Annotated in this window: 14 protein-coding genes and 2 riboswitches; of the genes, 6 read left to right on the top strand and 8 right to left on the bottom strand. The window is 71.7% G+C overall.

Annotation, left to right across the window (positions count from 1 at the left end; translation table 11 throughout):
• Nucleotides 1–9: 9 nt before the first annotated feature.
• Both AC21LY_RS22715 and AC21LY_RS22710 read left to right on the top strand, forming a co-directional pair.
• Complete coding sequence (locus AC21LY_RS22715) at nucleotides 10–3,291, top strand: error-prone DNA polymerase (protein ID WP_489048844.1); 3,282 nt, start codon at nucleotides 10–12, stop codon at nucleotides 3,289–3,291.
• A gap of 18 nt (nucleotides 3,292–3,309) precedes the next feature.
• Nucleotides 3,310–3,711 carry a nuclear transport factor 2 family protein gene (locus AC21LY_RS22710; protein WP_489048856.1) on the top strand — a complete coding sequence of 134 codons (402 nt, stop codon included), beginning with the start codon at nucleotides 3,310–3,312 and terminating at the stop codon, nucleotides 3,709–3,711.
• Between the two features lie 7 nt (nucleotides 3,712–3,718).
• Here the strand turns inward: AC21LY_RS22710 and AC21LY_RS22705 are convergent, their stop codons facing one another.
• Nucleotides 3,719–4,204 (bottom strand): pyridoxamine 5'-phosphate oxidase family protein, encoded by a 486-nt coding sequence (locus tag AC21LY_RS22705; protein WP_489048843.1) that lies wholly within the window; start codon nucleotides 4,202–4,204, stop codon nucleotides 3,719–3,721.
• Nucleotides 4,201–4,638, bottom strand: a complete 438-nt coding sequence (locus tag AC21LY_RS22700; RefSeq protein ID WP_489048842.1) for a PaaI family thioesterase — start codon at nucleotides 4,636–4,638, stop codon at nucleotides 4,201–4,203. Before AC21LY_RS22700 ends, AC21LY_RS22705 begins: the two co-directional genes overlap by 4 nt.
• A gap of 58 nt (nucleotides 4,639–4,696) precedes the next feature.
• Between AC21LY_RS22700 and AC21LY_RS22695 the strand changes: the two genes are divergently transcribed.
• Nucleotides 4,697–5,278 (top strand): TetR/AcrR family transcriptional regulator, encoded by a 582-nt coding sequence (locus AC21LY_RS22695; RefSeq protein ID WP_489048841.1) that lies wholly within the window; start codon nucleotides 4,697–4,699, stop codon nucleotides 5,276–5,278.
• Nucleotides 5,279–5,295: 17 nt separating this feature from the next.
• Here AC21LY_RS22695 and AC21LY_RS22690 read toward each other — a convergent pair whose 3' ends face one another.
• Nucleotides 5,296–6,171, bottom strand: a complete 876-nt coding sequence (locus tag AC21LY_RS22690) for a patatin-like phospholipase family protein (protein ID WP_489048840.1) — start codon at nucleotides 6,169–6,171, stop codon at nucleotides 5,296–5,298.
• A complete protein-coding gene (locus AC21LY_RS22685; RefSeq protein WP_489048839.1) occupies nucleotides 6,168–6,770 on the bottom strand; it encodes a CHAP domain-containing protein in 603 nt (200 codons plus the stop codon). The genes AC21LY_RS22690 and AC21LY_RS22685 overlap by 4 nt, the downstream gene beginning before the upstream one ends.
• Nucleotides 6,771–6,811: 41 nt before the next feature.
• Here AC21LY_RS22685 and AC21LY_RS22680 point away from each other — a divergent pair, with 41 nt between their 5' ends.
• Together AC21LY_RS22680 and metE are read left to right on the top strand one after the other, a co-directional pair.
• Entirely contained in the window at nucleotides 6,812–7,045 is a 234-nt protein-coding gene (locus AC21LY_RS22680; protein ID WP_489048838.1) for a DUF167 domain-containing protein, read from the top strand.
• A gap of 112 nt (nucleotides 7,046–7,157) precedes the next feature.
• Nucleotides 7,158–7,312, top strand: a riboswitch (cobalamin riboswitch).
• 165 nt (nucleotides 7,313–7,477) lie between these two features.
• Nucleotides 7,478–9,772 (top strand): 5-methyltetrahydropteroyltriglutamate--homocysteine S-methyltransferase, encoded by a 2,295-nt coding sequence (gene metE / locus AC21LY_RS22675; RefSeq protein WP_489048837.1) that lies wholly within the window; start codon nucleotides 7,478–7,480, stop codon nucleotides 9,770–9,772.
• 49 nt (nucleotides 9,773–9,821) lie between these two features.
• Here the strand turns inward: metE and AC21LY_RS22670 are convergent, their stop codons facing one another.
• The 4 genes from AC21LY_RS22670 to AC21LY_RS22655 all read right to left on the bottom strand — a co-directional run bounded on the left by AC21LY_RS22670 (nucleotide 9,822) and on the right by AC21LY_RS22655 (nucleotide 16,297).
• Entirely contained in the window at nucleotides 9,822–10,589 is a 768-nt protein-coding gene (locus AC21LY_RS22670) for an ABC transporter ATP-binding protein (RefSeq protein ID WP_489048836.1), read from the bottom strand.
• Nucleotides 10,586–11,611: a FecCD family ABC transporter permease gene (locus tag AC21LY_RS22665; protein WP_489048835.1), complete on the bottom strand. Its 1,026-nt coding sequence runs from the start codon at nucleotides 11,609–11,611 to the stop codon at nucleotides 10,586–10,588. Before AC21LY_RS22665 ends, AC21LY_RS22670 begins: the two co-directional genes overlap by 4 nt.
• 4 nt (nucleotides 11,612–11,615) lie before the next feature.
• Nucleotides 11,616–12,635: an ABC transporter substrate-binding protein gene (locus tag AC21LY_RS22660; RefSeq protein ID WP_489048855.1), complete on the bottom strand. Its 1,020-nt coding sequence runs from the start codon at nucleotides 12,633–12,635 to the stop codon at nucleotides 11,616–11,618.
• An 82-nt stretch (nucleotides 12,636–12,717) separates the two neighbouring features.
• A riboswitch (cobalamin riboswitch) is annotated at nucleotides 12,718–12,839 on the bottom strand.
• A 71-nt stretch (nucleotides 12,840–12,910) separates the two neighbouring features.
• Nucleotides 12,911–16,297: a pyruvate carboxylase gene (locus AC21LY_RS22655; RefSeq protein ID WP_489048834.1), complete on the bottom strand. Its 3,387-nt coding sequence runs from the start codon at nucleotides 16,295–16,297 to the stop codon at nucleotides 12,911–12,913.
• 253 nt (nucleotides 16,298–16,550) lie between these two features.
• Between AC21LY_RS22655 and AC21LY_RS22650 the strand changes: the two genes are divergently transcribed.
• A complete protein-coding gene (locus AC21LY_RS22650) occupies nucleotides 16,551–18,329 on the top strand; it encodes an alpha/beta hydrolase (RefSeq protein WP_489048833.1) in 1,779 nt (592 codons plus the stop codon).
• The last annotated feature ends 5 nt before the right edge of the window (nucleotides 18,330–18,334 follow it).

Below are 18,334 nucleotides of genomic sequence, written 5' to 3'. Positions count from 1 at the left end.
CGTGTAGCTGTGGGTTGGAGCAGCGGGCCGAGTTGGTCGGAGATGGAGCGGGTGCTCTCCGGGCGAGCCCCGGTGCGCCGCGAGGAGCCGCCGGGGGACGGTGGCGACTCCCCGGCGTGGTCCCGCAAGCGCGGGCCCTACGTACCGCTCGGCGCGGGGCCGGGGGTGTCCCGCGTGCCCTACGCCGAGCTCCACGCGCACACCGCCTTCAGCTTCCTCGACGGTGCAGCGCAGCCGGAGGAGATGGTCGAACAGGCTCACGCTCTCGGCCTGAAGGCCCTCGCGATCACCGACCACAACGGCTTCTACGGCGTGGTCCGGTTCGCCGAGGCGGCACGGGAGCTCGGCGTCCCCACGATCTTCGGTGCGGAGCTGTCCTTGGCGCACGACGCGGAGCGCACGGGCACCCAGGACCCGGCCGGCGAACATCTGCTCGTGCTCGCCCGCGGGCAGGAGGGCTACCGCCGCCTTTCCCGCGCGATGGCAGAGGCGCACATGGAGGCGGGGGAGAAGGGCCGGCTGCGCTTCCACCCGGACCGCCTCGCCGAGTTGGCCGACGGGCACTGGCACATCCTCACCGGCTGTCGTAAGGGCGCGGTCCGGCGCGCCCTCGCCTCTCAGAGAGGCGACGGTGCCGCTGCCGCCCTCGCGCAGCTCGTCGACCGGTTCGGGGAGGACCGGGTGAGCGTGGAGCTCACCGTCCACGGCGTCCCCGAGGACGACGAACGCAACCACCTCCTCGCCGGCGTGGCCGCGCGGATGGGGGTGGACACCGTCGCCACCACCGGAGCGCACTTCGCGCGGCCCGAGCAGCGGCGCCTGGCGTCCACCCTCGCGGCCATCCGTGCCCGCCGCAGCCTCGACGAGCTGGACGGCTGGCTGCCCGCCGCGGGCGGGGCGCACCTGCGTTCCGGAGACGAGATGGCGCTGCTGCTGCCCGAGCATCCCGGTGCGATCGCGAGAGCGGCGGAGCTGGGCGCCGAGTGCGCGTTCGACATCGAGCTGATCGCGCCGAACCTGCCGCCCTGGGACGTCCCGTCGGGCCACACCGAGGCCACCTGGCTGCGCGAGCTGACCCGGCTCGGGGCGCTGGGCCGGTACGGTCCGCGGGAGCAGAACCCGAGGGCATACAACCAGATCGAGCACGAGTTGCGGGTGATCGAGGAACTCGATTTCCCCGGTTACTTCCTCATCGTGCACGACATCGTGAGTTTCTGCCGGGAGAAGGACATCCTGTGCCAGGGGAGGGGGAGCGCCGCCAATTCTGCGGTCTGCTACGCCCTCGGTATCACCTCGGTCGAGCCACTCGGCAACAACCTGCTGTTCGAACGGTTCCTGTCCATCGCCCGCGACGGCCCGCCGGACATCGACGTGGACATCGAGTCCGACCGTCGCGAGGAGGTCATTCAGCACGTCTACAACAGGTACGGCCGGCAGAACGCCGCCCAGGTCGCGAACGTGATCACCTATCGCGGGCGGTCCGCGGTGCGCGACACGGCCCGCGCGCTGGGGTATTCGCAGGGGCAGCAGGACGCGTGGAGCAAGCAGATCTCGCATCACGGCTGGTGGCATGACCCGGTGCCCGAGGGCATCCCCGAGCGGGTCGTCGAGCTCGCCACGCAGATCGCGGACCTGCCTCGGCACCTGGGCATCCACTCCGGCGGCATGGTGATCTGCGATCGGCCGATCGCCGACGTGTGCCCCACCGAGTGGGCACGCATGGAGAACCGCAGCGTGCTGCAGTGGGATAAGGAGGACTGTGCGAACGTCGGCTTGGTGAAGTTCGACCTGCTCGGCCTCGGCATGCTCAGCGCGCTGCACTACATGCAGGACCTCGTCGAGGAGCACAAGGGCATCGAGGTCGATTTCGCGAAGCTCGATCTGAGCGATCAGAACGTCTACGAGATGCTCTGTCGCGCCGATTCGGTCGGGGTCTTCCAGGTGGAGTCCCGGGCGCAGATGGCGACCCTGCCTCGGCTCAAGCCGCGGAACTTCTACGACCTGGTGGTGGAGGTCGCCCTGATCCGGCCCGGCCCCATCCAGGGCGGCTCGGTGCACCCGTACATCCGCCGTCGCAACGAGCAGGAGGAGCCCACCGTCGAGCATTCGTCGATGAAGAAGACGCTCGATCGCACGCTGGGAGTGCCGCTCTTCCAGGAGCAGCTCATGCAGCTCGCCACCGACGTCGCAGGCTTCTCCCAGGCGGAGGCCGATCAGCTCCGCCGGGCCATGGGGGCCAAGCGATCGCCGGAGCGGATGGAGCTGCTGCGGAACAGGTTCCGCGGGGGAGCGAAGGAGAAGCACGGCATCGAGGAGGAGCTGGCCGACCGGATCTTCGAGAAACTGGTGGCCTTCGCCAACTTCGGTTTTCCGGAGAGTCATGCGCAGTCGTTCGCATCGCTGGTCTTCCACTCCTCGTGGTTCAAGTGCTACCACCCCGCGGCCTTCTGCGCGGCGCTGCTGCGCGCGCAACCGATGGGCTTCTACTCCCCGCAATCCCTGGTCGCCGACGCCCGCCGGCACGGGGTCGTCGTCCACGGGCCCGACGTGAACGTCAGCCTGGCGTGGCCGAATCTGGAGAACGCCGGGCTCGAGGTGCGCCTGGGGCTCGGTGCGATTCGCACCATCGGTGACGATCTGGCCGCCCGCATCGTCGCCGAGCGCAACGCTTCCGGGCCGTACGCGAGTCTCACCGACCTCACCTCCCGGATCGAACTCACGGTGGCGCAGGCGGAAGCACTGGCCACCGCCGGCGCGCTGGACTGCTTCGGGTGGGACCGCCGGCAGGCGCTGTGGGAGGCCGGGGCCGCAGCGCGGGAGCGCCCGGACCGGCTGCCGGGCACCGCGACCGCGGGGACGCCGCCCGCGCTGCCGGGGATGAGCGAGACGGAGCTCGCGGCCGCGGACGTGTGGGCCACCTCCGTCACCGTCGGCAAGTACCCCACGGAGTTCCTACGGCCGACCCTCGACCGGCTCGGCGTCGTCCCGGCCGATCGCCTCCTCTCCCTGCCCGACGGTGACCGTGTCCTGGTCGGCGGTGCCGTCACGCACCGGCAGCGGCCGGCCACCGCCGGCGGCGTCACCTTCATCAACCTCGAGGACGAGACCGGCATGGTGAACGTGGTGTGCAGCCAGGGGCTGTGGGCGCGCTACCGGCGGCTGGCGCAGTCGGCGCCGGCGCTGCTGGTGCGGGGGAAGCTGCAGAACGCGGAGGGCGCCGTCACCGTCGTCGCCGACCGGCTGCAACGCATGGACCTGTCGGTGCCCTCGCGATCCCGGGATTGGCAGTGAGGGTAGCCTCAGTGGGTGATGGAGGAGGTGTACGAACCGGACCGGACCACCGCGCCGGAGCTGCGCAGGGTGCTTGCGGAGCTGCGCCGCCGCGAACCCGTCTTCCACGGCCCGCCGTGGCGCTCGCTCGCCGATTTCGACGCCGCGGTCGCGCCGGACTTCTGGGAGATCGGGGCGTCCGGCCGTCGGTACAGCCGCGAGTACGTCCGGTCCGTGTTCGAGCATCGGCTGGCCTCGTCGCAGGACGAATCGGACTGGGAGACCAGCGAGTTCCAGGTCCGCGCGATGGGTGCCTCCGTCTACCTGCTCACCTACACGCTGGCGCAGGGCGAGCGCGTCACCCGCCGGCTCACCGTCTGGCGCCGCCGGGAGAACAGATGGTCCGTGATGTTCCACCAGGGCACGGTCGTCGAGAACTGAGCCACTGCTATCGGGTCATCGAGCCGAGGCGGATGGATCGGGCGTCGTCGAACCGGAGGTCGCGCACCCGGGACAGATCGGCCCAGCAGGCCCGACCGCCCCGAGTCCTGCCGAGCGGTCCGACGACCCGACGGAATCGGGCGATCTCGTCGGGGAGTGCGGGCCGGGCCGGGCCCGCGGTGCCCGTGAGCTGGACGCCGGGGCTGCGATCGAACCGCCCGCGGAGCAGCGCGCGCATCCACGGGATCGGACCGCTGTCCACTGCCAGGACCGTGATCCGGGGATCGAGCGCCAGGTTGCGGGCGAGGCGTGCGTTGAAGACGTCGAAGTAGATGCCCGACGGTGCATCCCGGTCGAGCAGGATCGAGCCGATGGGGGTGACGTGCGGGGATCCGTCGGGGTTGCGGGAGGCGATCGCGCAGTGCAGGGACGAGCGGACGGCGCGGCGCACGGTGGTGCGGGCGGCCGCCCACCTCGGGTCGGCGGCGGTCACTGCGGCTTCCCCGGGACGGTGGCGAAGACGGTGCCGCGAGCGATGGCGCACAGGCGCGGTTCGGCGTCGGCGGGTTCGTGCCAGATCTCCGCGGTGGTGACCGCGTGCGTGCGCGTCCGGTGGACGACCGTGGCAGTGGCGCGCAGGCGCCCGTCCCGCGCCGCACGGAGGTAGTTCACGTCCACGCCGCCGGTGAGCACGTCCGTGCCCAGGACCGAGCCCGCCGCGAAGGTCAGCGCGTTGTCGGCGAGATACGCCAGGACGCCGCCGTGGGTGACGCCGAACTGCTGCCGGTGCCGGTCCGCGATGTCGAGGACGAGCTCCGCGCCACCCCCGCCGAACGCCGTGATCCGGGCGCCGACGACGGCGTTGAAGGGTTGGGCATCGAGGACCGCCGAGGCGAGGGCGAGGGACTCCGCGTTGGATTCGAGCATCACGGCTCCTAGTTTTAGTTACATCTCTCTAAAACAGGTCTAGCATAGGATCGCGGCCATGGGAAGGCCGAGGCTGCACGATCCGGACGGGTTGCTCGACGCCGCCGTCCGGCTCTTCGCGCGCGACGGGACGCGGGGGTTGACGGTGGCCGCAGTCGCGCGGGAGGCCAAGTCGCCCAGCGGATCCGTGTATCACCTGTTTCCCGACCGCCCGGCGCTGCTCGCCGCCGTCTGGCTCCGGACGGTCAGGCGGTTCCAGGACGCGTACACCGCCGCCTGGGGTGACCTCGCGACCGTCACCGATGCGGCGTCCAGCGCGCGGTGGATCGTCGAGCGCTGCCGCGCCGATCTCGGTGAGGCGCTCGTCCTGCAGGCCGGCCCCCAGGCCTTCGCCGCCGAATCCTGGCCCGCCGCTGCGGCGGACGAGTGGGCGGCGCTCGACGCCGATCGGCGGGAACGGATCGCCGCCATCATCGACCGGGTGGCGACGGACTCGGGGCGAGCGCACGCGGACGTCGCCTTCGCCCTGTACGAGCTGCCACTCGCGGTCGCGCGGCGTCACCTCGTGGCCGGCGACCCACCGCCGGTCGCCGCGGCCGACCAGGCCGAGCGCCTCGCCGCACGGCTCCTGCGCGACTGACGAACGAGACTGAAGAACTAGCCGGTGAGGGCGGAGATCGCGGCGTCCCGGCCGATCTCGACGGCGCGGGAGATCAGCGCACCGTCGTTCGAGAGGCGGCCGACGGCCGGGCTCCCGGGCGGGACCCAGACCTGCAGCACTTCCGCGGCGCCCGGCGCCACCGGTTCCGGCGCGGGGGCGGCGCGGCGGGCCGTGAAGTAGGCGTCCAGGACCCACTGCTCGGCCCGCGAGGACCGTGGTGCGGCCTCGGCCTCGACGGTGCGCAGCACCAGCAGGTGGGTGGCCCCCTGTTCGATCGGGGTCGCGAGCGGGACCTTCTCGGCGAGGCCGCCGTCGAGGAACTCCCGGCCGGCGAGCCGCACCGGAGGGCCGGCGAGCAGGGGGAGCGCCGTGGTCGCGCGCAGCGCGGTCCGCAGTGTCGCGGCGTCGTCGATGAAGGGGGCGAGGTCCGCCACCCGGCGGGTGTGTGCGTCGACGGCCAGGGGGTGCAACGTGATCGGACTGGCGAGGATCGCGGCGAAGTTCATCGGCGTGACCTCGGAGTAGACGCGTTCGACGAGTCGACGGGTATCGACGACCACCCCGCCGCGCAGCACCCGCCGCGGGTGCACCACCCGCTCGGCCAGCACGTCCTCCCACCCCCAGGACGGCAGCCAGCGCCGGCCCTCGCCGGAGACCAGCCAGGCGGCGTTGAGGCCGCCGCCGGAGGTGCCGTACACGGCGTCGACGGCGGGGAGCAGGCCGAGCTCGTCGACCGCCATCGCCATGCCGGCGGAGTACGCCGAGCGTGACCCGCCGCCCTCGATGCACACCGCGATCCGCAGCCCGTCGGAGCGGCGCCCGGGCAGGCTGCCGGCGTCGATCCGGGCCCGCAGCGCCTCCAGTACCGTCATCCGACCGGAATCCCGTAGCCGGCGAGGCCGAAGGTCTCGGGCAGGCGGTACGTCCACGCGCCGATGCCGCCCTCCTGATTGCCGCCGATCGTCGTGACCTCGTCCCCGGAGACCGCGACGACGAAGTTGGTGTGCTGGCGCATCGCCGGGTGCTCGGGCGTGTACAGCACCACGTCGCCGGGCTGCGGCCGATACGCCGCCGCGGGCTCGAGCCTGCCCGCCTTCTGGAAGTACTCCGTGAGCGTGTAGACGCCGGGAATGCGCCAGGTGCCGGAGTTCGGGTTGCGCAGCGGCAGGCCGGAGTCGCGGAGCACCGTCGAGACGAAGTCGGCGCACCAGGGCTCCTCGACGCTCTCCGAGTAGTACGTGCCGGGACGGTTCTCGTCGAACGCGCGGCGCAGATTCTCGATGATGCGGATCCTGGACGGATCGAGCCCGACCGTGCTGACCGTGGGGAAGACGCGCGGTTTCAGGTCGGCCGGCAGGTGCTTCGAAAGCGGCGTCTCGTGCGCCGTCGACCACCACACGGCGCCACCTGCGATCAGCACCAGCGCGGCCAGTGCTCCTGCGATCCCCGGACCGACCCTCCGCAACTGCATGAATCCACTGTACTCAGTGGTGAACCTGCCACGATGAGGTCATGAGTCCGCGCACCGTGACCTGCACGATCAAGCCGGGGAGCCGCAAGGGGCCCGTCGTGGAGGTCGACGATGCCGGCGCGCTGACCCTGTTCGTCCGCGAGCCCGCCACCGAGGGCAAGGCGAACAAGGCCGCCGTGGAACTGCTGGCGAAACACCTCGGTGTGCCGAAGTCCCGGGTCCGGCTGGTAGCCGGGCAGACGAGCCGTCTCAAGCGGTTCACCGTCGACGGCTGACCGCGCGACGATGCGCTCGGCGGTGCGACGCGCGGCACGGATGCACGAAGTGGCATGCTGGGGATGCAGCTGGTCTGCCGCCCGAGGTCTCGGACGCGGCATCGAAGCGCGCGGCACGCCGCGACGCGAAGAGGGAACCCGGTGGGAATCCGGGACTGTCCCGCAGCGGTGAGCAGGAACGAAAGTCGCGATGACGCACTGGGCCACGGCCTGGGAAGCGGCGACCGGTAGGAACGAGTACGAGGCCTGCGAGTCCGAATACCTGCCCGCTGTACCGGACGCGCCGCGTCCGGTGGTGTGCCGCCTCGCGGACCGGGCGTGCGACCGTACTGCGAACACGTCACGTCGCTCGTCGACGGGGACGTGGGTGGTACGTACGTGCGTCCGGACGGGTGGCCCGCCCTGGCTACGTACGAAAGGACGGTCCTTCACGTGACCGCACCGAACTTCACCCGCACCGTCCTCGGTGTTCCCCGTATCGGCCCCCGCCGTGAGCTCAAGCGCGCGATCGAGGGCTACTGGAAGGGCTCCGTGAGCCGCACCGATCTCGAGTCGATCGCCGCGGGCCTGCGGCGCGACGGCTGGGCGAGCCTCGTCGCCGCCGGTCTGGACTCCGTGCCCACCAACACCTTCAGCTACTACGACCAGATCCTCGATACCGCCGAACTACTCGGCGCGCTACCGCCCCGGGTGGCCGCGATCGCCGACCCGGTGGACCGTTACTTCGCCGCAGCGCGCGGCACCGCCGAGGTCACTCCGCTCGAGATGACGAAGTGGTTCGACACCAACTACCACTACCTCGTTCCCGAGATCTCGGAGGCCACCACCTTCTCGCTCCACCCGGAGAAGATCCTCGTCGATCTCGACGAGGCTCTCGCCCAGGGCGTTCCGGCGCGCCCCGTCGTGGTCGGCCCGATCACCTTCCTCGCGCTGTCCAAGGCGGTCGACGGTGCCGGCGACCCGCTGGCCCGCATCGACGAGCTGCTGCCGCTCTACCGGGACCTGCTCGCGCGGCTCGCCGCCCGGGGCGCGCAGTGGGTTCAGCTCGACGAGCCCGTGCTGGTCAGCGAGGCGGGGCTCGGCCTGGCCGGGACCGCCGCGAAGGTCTACGGGAATCTGGCGGCAGCGGCAGCGGCCGCGCGTCCCGCGATCGCCGTCGCGACCTACTTCGGCTCGCCCGGTCCGTCGCTCGCCGCGCTGGCCGGCAGCGGCGTCGAGGCGATCGCCGTCGACCTGGTCACCGATCCGGGCACCGTCGAGCTCGTCGCCGGCACCCCGGCGCTGGCGGACATGCTGCTGATCGCCGGTGTGGTGGACGGCCGCAACGTCTGGCGCACCGACCTCGAGGCCGCCCTGGCGACGCTGGGCACCCTCGTGGGTTCCGCCGGGACGCTGGCCGTGAGCACCTCGTGCTCGCTGCTCCACGTGCCCTACACGGTGACCGCCGAAACCGCGCAGGAACCCGCCGGCGCCGAGGGCGTGCGCGCCTGGCTCGCCTTCGCCGAGGAGAAGGTCGGCGAGGTCGTGGTGCTCGCTCGCGCCCTCACCGAGGGGCGTCCGGTGGTCGCCGCCGAGTTCGCGCGGAGCGCCGCGGTCCGCGCCGCCCGCACCGCGGATGTTCGCCTCCACGACGGTGCGGTGCGGGAGCGCCTCGCCGCGATCCGGGCCGCCGGCGCCGGCCGCGCAGCCGCGGCGGATCGCGCTGTCGCGCAGCGGGACCGGTTGGGCCTGCCGCTGCTGCCCACCACGACCATCGGCTCGTACCCGCAGACCGGGGCCATCCGGGCCGCCCGCGCGGACCTGCGCGCCGGCCGGATCGACGAGGCCGACTACGTGCGCCGGATGTACGCCGAGATCGCCGGCGTGGTGAAGCTGCAGGAGGAACTCGGCATCGACGTCCTCGTGCACGGCGAGCCCGAGCGCAACGACATGGTGCAGTACTTCGCCGAGCGCCTCGACGGCTTCCTCGCCACCGACAACGGCTGGGTGCAGTCCTACGGCACCCGCTGTGTGCGGCCGCCGATCCTGTACGGCGACGTCGCGCGGCCCGAGCCGATGACCGTCTCGTGGATCACCTACGCGCAGAACCTGACCGACCGCCCCGTCAAGGGCATGCTCACCGGGCCGGTCACGATCCTCGCGTGGTCCTTCGTCCGCGACGACCAGCCGCTCGCCGACTCCGCCGACCAGGTGGCGCTCGCGATCCGTGACGAGACGGTCGATCTGGAGCGCGCCGGCGTGAAGATCATCCAGGTCGACGAGCCCGCGCTGCGCGAGCTCCTGCCGCTGCGCGCTGCGGACCGTCCGGCATACCTGGATTGGGCCACCGGCGCCTTCCGACTGTCGACCTCTGGCGTCGAGGACGACACCCAGATCCACACGCACCTGTGCTATTCGGAGTTCGGCGACGTCATCGGCGCCATCGCCGACCTCGACGCCGACGTGACCTCGATCGAGGCGGCCCGCTCGCGTATGGAGATCCTGACCGACCTCACCGCGGCGGGCTTCGCGAACCAGGTCGGGCCCGGCGTCTACGACATCCACTCGCCCCGCGTGCCCGCGCAGGAGGAGGTCGAGGCCGCGCTGCGGGCGGCACTGGAAGCCGTTCCCGCGGAGCGTCTCTGGGTGAACCCGGACTGCGGGCTCAAGACGCGCGCCACCGAGGAGACGGTGGCCTCGCTCCGCAACCTCGTCGCGGCGGCGAGGGCGGTGCGCGCGGCTCTCTGACTGCCCGTCACCGGGGCGGGCGTCGCCCGCCCCGGTGGCACGGCGGCGGTCAGCTCCGGCGCAGTCGCACGTGCAGCCCGTCGTCGTGGTGGACCGTCGCGCGGACCTCGAAGACCTCGCCGATCCGCTCGGCGACGAAGACCTCCTCGGGCGTCCCGGCCGCGACGACGGTGCCGCCGCGCAGGATCACGACGCGGTCGCAGAACATCGCGGCCACGTTCATGTCGTGCAGGGCCATCACCGCGGTGAGACCCGAGCCGACGATGCGGTCGCGCACCAGTCCGAGAAGGCCCAGTTGATGTTTCACGTCCAGGTGGTTGGTCGGCTCGTCGAGCACCATCACCTCCGGCCGCTGGGCGAAGGCGCGCGCGATGTGCACGCGCTGCCGCTCCCCGCCGGACAGGGTGTGATAGCCGGCGTCGAGTAGGCCCGTCAGTTCGGTCTCCGCAGCGACCGCGGCGATGATCTCGCGGTCGCGGCGCGACGTACCCGACCACGCCGCGCGATGCGGGATGCGTCCCAGTTCGATCACGTCCCGCACCGTCGGACTCTGGTCGGTGTCGGACGCCTGCTCGACGAAGGCGATCCGCCGTGCAGCCGCCCGGCGGGACAGGCCGGCCAGGTCCTCGCCGTACAACTCGACCGTCCCCGCGTCGGGCCGGCGGAGCCCGACGAGCAGCCGCAGCAGCGAGGACTTGCCGCTGCCGTTCGGACCGAGCAGCCCGACCACCTCGCCCGGGCGGGCCTCCAGATCGACCTCCCGGAGGATGCGGCGGCCGCCGACGCCCCAGGTCACACTTCGCGCGCGCAGGGTCATCGTCGCGCCTGCCGGATCATGATCACGAGGAACGCGGGGACGCCCACGAGTGCGGTCGCGACGCCGACCGGGAGGTCCTGCGGAGCGAGGACGACCCGGCTCGCGACGTCCACCCACACCAGGAAGATCGCGCCGAGCAGCGCCACCGTCGGCATGCTGACCCGGTGCCGGACGCCGACCAGGGCCCGGGCCACGTGCGGGAGCACCAGCCCGACGAATCCGATCGCCCCCGAGGTGCTGACCACGACGGCGGTGATGAGCGCGGTGGTCACCAGGAGCACGATCCGGGTGCGGCGGACGTCGACCCCCAGGGCCGCGGCGGCATCCTCGCCGAACGTGAAGGTGTCGAGCGCCGCCGAGTGGTGCAGGCAGACCACCACGCCCACCAGCACCGCGCCGGCGCACAGGGCGACCTCCGTCCAACTCGCGGAGGCCAGCGAGCCGAGCAACCAGAACAGGACGCCGCGGGTCTGCTCCGCATCGGCCGCGATGTAGACGATGAACGAGGTCAGCGCCGCGAAGAGCTGCGTCGCGGCGATGCCCGCGAGGACCACGCGGTCCAGCGTCCCACCGGCGAGGCGCGCCATGAACAGCACCAGGCCGAACGCGAGGAGCGCGCCCAGGAAGGCGCCGCCCGCCAGGCCGACGGTCCCGGCGCCGACGCCGAGCACGACGACCGTCACCGCGCCCATCGACGCGCCCGAGGAGACGCCCAGCACGAACGGGTCCGCCAGCGGGTTGCGGAGCAGCGACTGGAGGACCGCGCCCGCGATCGCGAGGCCCGCGCCGCACAGCGCCGCCAGGAGCGAACGCGGAAGGCGCAGGTCCCAGACGATCCCCTCGCGGATCCGGGACAGGCCGGTGTCCCCGCCCAGGACCCGGGCTCGCACCACCGCGAGCACGTCGCTCGCGCCGACGTCGGACGGACCGATCACGATCGCGAGAACGATCGACGCGACGAGAGCCACCAGGCCCGCGAGCCACAGGACCGGCGCGGCCGTCCCGCGCACGCGTACGGCCACCGTCTCAGCCCGCCAGACCGAGGCGACGCAGACCCGCGGCGGCGTCCTCGATTCCGTACACGGTGCGGATCGACGGGTTCATCGCCGCGCCGCTGAGCGCGATGAACCGCTTGTTCTTCACCGCGTCCATCTCCCGGGTCACCGGGTTGGACTCGAGGTAGGCGATCTTCGCCGCGGCCGTCTCCGCCGTCTGGCTCCTGCGGGTCAGATCGCCGACGAAGATCACCGTCGGATTGCGCTGCGCGACGACCTCCCAGCTGATCTGCGGCCACTCGTCCCGGGTGTCGTCGAAGACGTTCCTCAGGCCGAGCGCATGGGCGATGATCCCTGGCGCGCCGCAACATCCCGCGAGGTACGGGGACTCGGAATTGGCGAACCAGAACATGGCCGTGACGTCCTTGGCCTTCACCCCGGACTCGGCGGCCGCGACCTTGCCCTTGAGTCCGGCGATCAGGTCGTCGCCGGCCCTGGACACACCCGTGAGGCGGGCGAGTTCGCTGATCTCCCGGTAGACGAGGTCCATGGTGAGCGGCGTGTCCCGGGTGCCGTCGCCGCCGGTGGCGCGCTTGCCCTCGCACTCGGTGGGGCTCAGGTAGGTCGGTACCCCGAGCTTCTCGAAGCGCTCTCGCGGCGCCACCCCGCCCTGGGCGAGCGTGCTGGTGAACGACGCCGTGACGAGGTCGGGTTCCGTGCTCAGGACCGCCTCGAAGGACGGGTAGTTGTCCGCGAGCCGGGGCACCGTCGCATTCGCCGCCGCCAACGACGGCAGCACCGGATCGGTCCACGTCCCGGTGCCCACCATGCGGTCGGCGAGCCCGAGGGACAGCAGGGTCTCGGTGGAACTCTGGTTCAGCGAGACGATGCGCTCGGGCTTGCGCTTGACGTCGACGGTCTGTCCGCAGTTCGCGAGTTCGACGGGGTAGCCGCCCGCGCTCGCGCTGGGCGGTCCCGCCTGTCCGGTGTTCGAGGTGCAGGAGGCCAGCGCGAGGCAGGCCACCGATATCGCGGTGAGGTGCCGCAGCATCATGAGAGGTCCTTCGGTCGAAGGCCCGGAACGCGGGGCCCGCGGATCGTCCGGGGCGACGGGCGTCGCCCCGGTGCCGACCGGTCTTCGGACTCGGGATCGTCCGGCGGCGGGCGCCTTCCCGGAAACCTCGTTCCAGTGGCGTGATGCCCGTGCCGTTCCCCTCACCGCTGCGCGTCAGTCCCGGATTCACACCGGGTTCCCTGCCCGTCGTGGGCGTGTCGGCTGAAGGGAGCCTAACCGATTCGCGACATGTCGATCATTCCGTCGCGCACCTACCCCTCGATCACGGCGACGAGGTCGCCGCCGTCGACCTGGGTGGGTCCGGCGAGTGCCACCCGGCTGACGGTGCCGGCGATCGGCGCGGTGATGGAGGCCTCCATCTTCATCGCCTCGATGGTGGCGATCTGGTCGCCCGCCTCCACCGTGGAGCCGGCGTGCACCGTCGGAGTGACGACGCCGGCGAAGGGCGCCGCGACGTGGCCGGGGTTGCTCCGGTCGGCCCGCTCGGCGGCGGGCACCTCCGCTTGCACGGCGCGGTCCCGGACGGAGACGGTGCGCAGTTGCCCGTTGAGCGTGCAGACGAGGGTGCGGTTGCCGTGCTCGTCGGGCTCGCCGACGCCCTCGAGCTTGATCAGCAATTCGACGCCGGTCGCGAGCTGGACCCGGTGCTCCTCGCCCTGCCGCAGCCCGTAGAGGAACTGGTTGGTCGAGAGCTTGGAGACGTCGCCGAATTCGGCGAGGTGCTCGGTGAATTCGCGCATCGGGCCGGGGAAGAGCAGGCGGCTCAGGGCCGCTCGGCGCTGCTCGGAGGTGCCCTCGAGTTCGGTGGCCTCCTCGGCGGGGACCTCGCTGACCGGCGCGGCCTCGGCGCGACCCTCCAGGGCGCGGCTGCGCAGCGGCTCGGGCCATCCGCCGGGCGGGGTGCCGAGTTCACCACGGAGGAAGCCGATCACCGAATCGGGGATGTCGTAGCGGCCGGGATCGGCGGCGAACTCGGCGGGGTCCACGCCGGTGCCGACGAGGGCCAGCGCCAGGTCGCCCACGACCTTCGACGACGGGGTGACCTTGACCAGGCGGCCGAGCATGCGGTCGGCGGCGGCGTAGGCGTTCTCGATGTCCTCGAACCGCTCCGCCAGGCCGAGAGCCCCGGCCTGCTGCCGCAGGTTCGACAGCTGCCCACCGGGGATCTCGTGGTGGTACACCCGTCCCGTCGGAGCTTTGAGGCCGGACTCGAAGGGCGCGTAGGCGCCGCGGACGGCCTCCCAGTAGGGCTCGAGTGAGCAGACGTCGTCGAGGTCGAGGCCGGTGTCGCGGTCGGTGTGCGCGGTGGCGGCCACGATCGCGGACAGCGAGGGCTGGCTGGTGGTGCCGGAGAGCGGGGCGGCGGCACCGTCGACGGCGTCAGCTCCCGCGGTCCAGGCGGCGAGGTAGGTGGCGAGCTGCCCGCCGGGCGTGTCGTGCGTGTGCACGTGCACGGGCAGGTCGAACTCCTTGCGCAGGGCCGTCACGAGTTTCGTCGCGGCCGCCGGGCGAAGCAGGCCCGCCATGTCCTTGATCGCCAGGATGTGTGCGCCGGCGTCCACGATCTTCTCCGCGACGCCGAGGTAGTAGTCGAGGGTGTACAGCGACTCGGCCGGATTCGTCAGGTCGCCGGTGTAGGAGAGGGCGCCCTCGGCGACGGCGGTGCCGGTGGCCAGCACGGCCTCGATCGCCGGACGCATCTGCTCGACGTCGTTGAGCGCGTCGAAGATCCGGAAGATGTCCACGCCGGTGGCGGCGGCCTCGGCGACGAAGGCGTCCGTCACCTGCTGCGGATAGGGCGTGTAGCCGACGGTGTTGCGGCCGCGCAGCAGCATCTGCAGGCAGATGTTGGGCATCGCCTCGCGCAGGGTGGCCAGGCGCTCCCACGGGTCCTCGTGCAGGAACCGCAGCGCCACATCGTAGGTCGCGCCGCCCCACGCCTCGACCGAGAACAGCTGCGGCATCAGCCGCGCCTCGTACGGCGCGATCGTGGCGAGCGCGGAGGTGCGCACGCGGGTGGCGAGCAGCGACTGGTGCGCGTCCCGGAAGGTGGTGTCGGTGACCGCGAGTGCGGTCTGCGCCCGCAGGTCCGCGGCGAAGCCCGCCGGGCCCAGTCGGTCCAGGCGCTGCTTCGAGCCGTCCGGCACGGGCGTACCCAGATCGATGCCGGGGATCTTGTCGGACGCGTAGACCTTGGTCGGTCGGGTGCCGTGCGGTTTGTTGACGGTGACGTCCGCGAGGTACCGCAGGATCTTCGACGCGGTGTCCTGCGATCCGCGCGCGGTGAGCAGCTCGGGCCGCTGCTCGATGAACGAGGTGGTCACCTCGCCGGCCACGAACGCCGGGTCGCTCAGCACCGCCTGCAGGTAGGGGATGTTCGTGGCGACGCCGCGGATCCGGAACTCCGCCAGGGCACGCCGCGCGCGGACGATCGCCGTCTCCCGGTTCCGGCCCCGGGTGGTGAGCTTGACCAGCATCGAATCGAAGTGCGGGCTGATCTCTGCGCCCACCGACGTGCCGCCGTCCAGCCGGATGCCCGCGCCGCCGGGGCTGCGGTAGGCGGTGATCCGGCCGGTGTCCGGCCGGAAGCCGTCCGTCGGGTCCTCGGTGGTGATGCGGCACTGCAGCGCCGCACCGTTGAGGCCGATCGCGTCCTGGGTCAGGCCCAGCTCGGGGAGGGTGGAACCGGAGGCGATCTTCAGTTGCGCGGCCACCAGGTCGACGTCGGTGACCTCCTCGGTCACCGTGTGCTCCACCTGGATCCGGGGGTTCATCTCGATGAAGACGTGCCGCCCGGCCGGGTCCACCAGGAACTCCACGGTCCCCGCGCAGCTGTAGCCGATGGCCTCGGCGAACCGCACCGCATCCGAGCACAGGCGCTCGCGCAGCTCGTCCGAGATGTTCGGCGCGGGCGCCATCTCGATCACCTTCTGGTGCCGGCGCTGCAGGGAGCAGTCCCGCTCGAACAGGTGGATCACGTTGCCCGCACGGTCGGCGAGGATCTGCACCTCGATGTGCCGCGGATCGATCACCGCCTCCTCGAGGAAGACCGTCGGATCGCCGAACGCCGATTCCGCCTCGCGGGAGGCGATCTCGATCGCGTCCCGCAGATCCTCGATCGCGGCGACGCGCCGCATACCGCGGCCGCCGCCGCCCGCGACGGCCTTGACGAAGACCGGGAAGTGCATGTCCCGCGCGGCGGCGAGCAACTCGTCCACGTCCGCCGACGGTGCCGTCGACGTCAGCACGGGCAGGCCCGCCTCCCGGGCCGCCGCGATCGCCCGCGCCTTGTTGCCCGTGAGCTCGAGGACCTCGGTCGGCGGGCCGACGAAGGTGATCCCGTTCTCCGCGCATGCGGCCGCCAGATCCGGATTCTCCGACAGGAAGCCGTACCCCGGGTAGACCGCGTCCGCGCCGGCCTTCACCGCGATCCGGATGATCTCGTCCACCGTCAGGTACGCCCGGACCGGATGCCCCTCCACCCCGATCTGATACGCCTCGTCCGCCTTCTGCCGGTGCGGCGAGTTGCGATCCTCGTACGGGTAGACGGCCACGGTGCGGGCACCGCTCTCCACGGCCGCTCGGAATCCGCGGATCGCGATCTCACCGCGGTTGGCCACCAGGACTTTCTTGAACATGTTGTGATACCACCGGTCTTCGTGGGACTGACGACGTACTCCGCCACGGCCGGGACTGTGGACCCGATCGCTGCTTCTCGTCGATGATATTGACCGTCCGGCGGGTGTCGCGGGCGATCACCGCAACTGCGCCCGGCGCGGCGCTATGCCACGACCTCGGGGCGGCCGATCGAGGTCGACGAGAACCGCGCGGAATCGCTCCCGTACACCTTCGCGGGCGCGCGGGGCGCGGACGGGCCATGATGGGTCACTGATGGCAGCGCAGAACAGGGGACGGGATATGACCGAGGCAGTCGAGGACGCTGTCACGACCGCCGTGGAGGAGTCCGGGCGCGCGCTCGATCGATTCCGCGAATGGTGGTCGCACCGCTACACCTTCACCGGGACCGCGGTGGGCCTGGTCTTCCTCTGGCTCTCCTTCACCCCGTCGCTTCTTCCTCGGGGCCCGCTGTTCCAGAGCCTGGTGAGCGGCGGGTCCGGCGCGATCGGCTATCTCCTCGGCGTCCTCGCCGTGTGGCTGGTGCGATTCATGCTCTCCCGGGAGAGCAGTCCGGCGCCACCGAAGCGGGCCTGGTTGGTGCTGCTCGGGATCGGTCTGGTCGGCACCGTCGGGATGGTCTTCTTCTTCGACAGCTGGCAGAGCGATCTGCGCGACATGATGGGTGCCGACCAGCTCCGGTTCGTCGACTACCTGCAGATCACCGTCCTGTCCGTCGTCTTCCTGTACCTCCTCGTCGAGCTCGGTAAGGCGGTGCGATGGCTGGTGCGGTGGCTCATCGCGCGGCTCGACCGGGTGTGCCCGCCCCGCGTCTCGGCCGTCATCGCGGTCGCCCTGGTGGCCTTCCTCGGGATCGAGGTCATCAACGGCGTGGTGGTCCGCGGCGCGATGGACGCGATGAACTCGGCGTTCTCCACCGCGAGCCGGGAGGGTGCCAGCGACCGTCCCGCACCCTCGAGTGCCTTCCGCTCGGGCGGGCCGGGCTCCCTGGTCAGCTGGTCCTCGCTGGGCAAGCAGGGGCGGGTCTTCGTCTCCAACGCGCAGACCACTGCGCACCTCGGCGCGTTCAACGGCGCGCCCGCGATGGAGCCGATCCGCGCCTACGCCGGACTCGAATCGTCCGACTCGGGGAATCCGAACCGGTACAAGGACATCGCGGAGAAGGCTGCGCGGGAGCTCGAGCGCACCGGGGGCCTGCGGCGCAAGGTCGTCGCGGTGGCGGCGACCACGGGCACGGGGTGGATCAACGAGGCCGAGGCCGGCGCGCTGGAGTACATGTACAACGGCGACACGGCCATCGTGAGCATGCAGTACTCGTTCCTGCCGAGCTGGCTGTCCTTCCTCGTGGACAAGCAGAACGCGCTCGACGCGGGGCAGGCACTGTTCGAGGCCGTCGACAAGCGGGTCAAGGCGCTGCCGGAGGGGCAGCGCCCCAAGCTGGTCGTCTTCGGGGAGAGCCTCGGCTCGTTCGGGGGCGAGGCGCCCTTCCTGTCCCTCAACAACCTGATCGCCAGGACCGACGGGGCGCTCTTCTCCGGCCCGACCTTCAACAACGAGATGTGGGTACGGCTGACGCAGCAGCGGGACGCCGGCTCACCCGAGTGGCTGCCGGTCTACCAGCAGGGGGCCAACGTCCGGTTCGCCGCCCGCGCGGAGGACCTGGCGAACCCGGCGCAGCCGTGGTCCCACCCGCGCGCCGTGTACCTGCAGCACGCCTCGGACCCGATCGGCCGGTGGGACCCGGACCTGGCGTTCAGCAAACCGGACTGGCTGCGGGAGAAGCGCGGCTACGACGTCCTGCCGTCGGTGTCGTGGATCCCCATCGTGACCTTCTTGCAGGTCTCCGCCGACATGGCCGTCGCGGCGGACGTTCCCGACGGGCACGGCCACAGCTACGTCAAGGCCGCCGTCGACGCGTGGGCGGCGATCCTGGAGCCGCCCGGCTGGACGGCGGAGAAGACGGCGCGCCTGCGTCCGATGCTCAACAGCCAGACGGGCTACAACGAGCCCGCTGAGGCGAAGCCGGCGGGGTGACGGCG

The organism is Tsukamurella sp. II2bb, from assembly GCF_057815145.1.
Note: the sequence above shows the minus strand (reverse complement) of the source record. Positions and strands in the feature narration are given on the sequence as shown.

What these genes read in the sequence shown, in the direction of transcription:
- AC21LY_RS22695 (WP_489048841.1), top strand. Translation starts at nt 4,697, where the DNA reads ATGGGAAGGCCGAGGCTGCACGATCCGGACGGGTTGCTCGACGCCGCC.
- AC21LY_RS22660 (WP_489048855.1), bottom strand. Translation starts at nt 12,635, where the DNA reads ATGCTGCGGCACCTCACCGCGATATCGGTGGCCTGCCTCGCGCTGGCC.
- AC21LY_RS22685 (WP_489048839.1), bottom strand. Translation starts at nt 6,770, where the DNA reads ATGCAGTTGCGGAGGGTCGGTCCGGGGATCGCAGGAGCACTGGCCGCG.
- AC21LY_RS22670 (WP_489048836.1), bottom strand. Translation starts at nt 10,589, where the DNA reads ATGACCCTGCGCGCGCGAAGTGTGACCTGGGGCGTCGGCGGCCGCCGC.
- AC21LY_RS22710 (WP_489048856.1), top strand. Translation starts at nt 3,310, where the DNA reads ATGGAGGAGGTGTACGAACCGGACCGGACCACCGCGCCGGAGCTGCGC.
- AC21LY_RS22690 (WP_489048840.1), bottom strand. Translation starts at nt 6,171, where the DNA reads ATGACGGTACTGGAGGCGCTGCGGGCCCGGATCGACGCCGGCAGCCTG.
- AC21LY_RS22700 (WP_489048842.1), bottom strand. Translation starts at nt 4,638, where the DNA reads ATGCTCGAATCCAACGCGGAGTCCCTCGCCCTCGCCTCGGCGGTCCTC.
- AC21LY_RS22655 (WP_489048834.1), bottom strand. Translation starts at nt 16,297, where the DNA reads ATGTTCAAGAAAGTCCTGGTGGCCAACCGCGGTGAGATCGCGATCCGC.
- AC21LY_RS22650 (WP_489048833.1), top strand. Translation starts at nt 16,551, where the DNA reads ATGGCAGCGCAGAACAGGGGACGGGATATGACCGAGGCAGTCGAGGAC.
- AC21LY_RS22680 (WP_489048838.1), top strand. Translation starts at nt 6,812, where the DNA reads ATGAGTCCGCGCACCGTGACCTGCACGATCAAGCCGGGGAGCCGCAAG.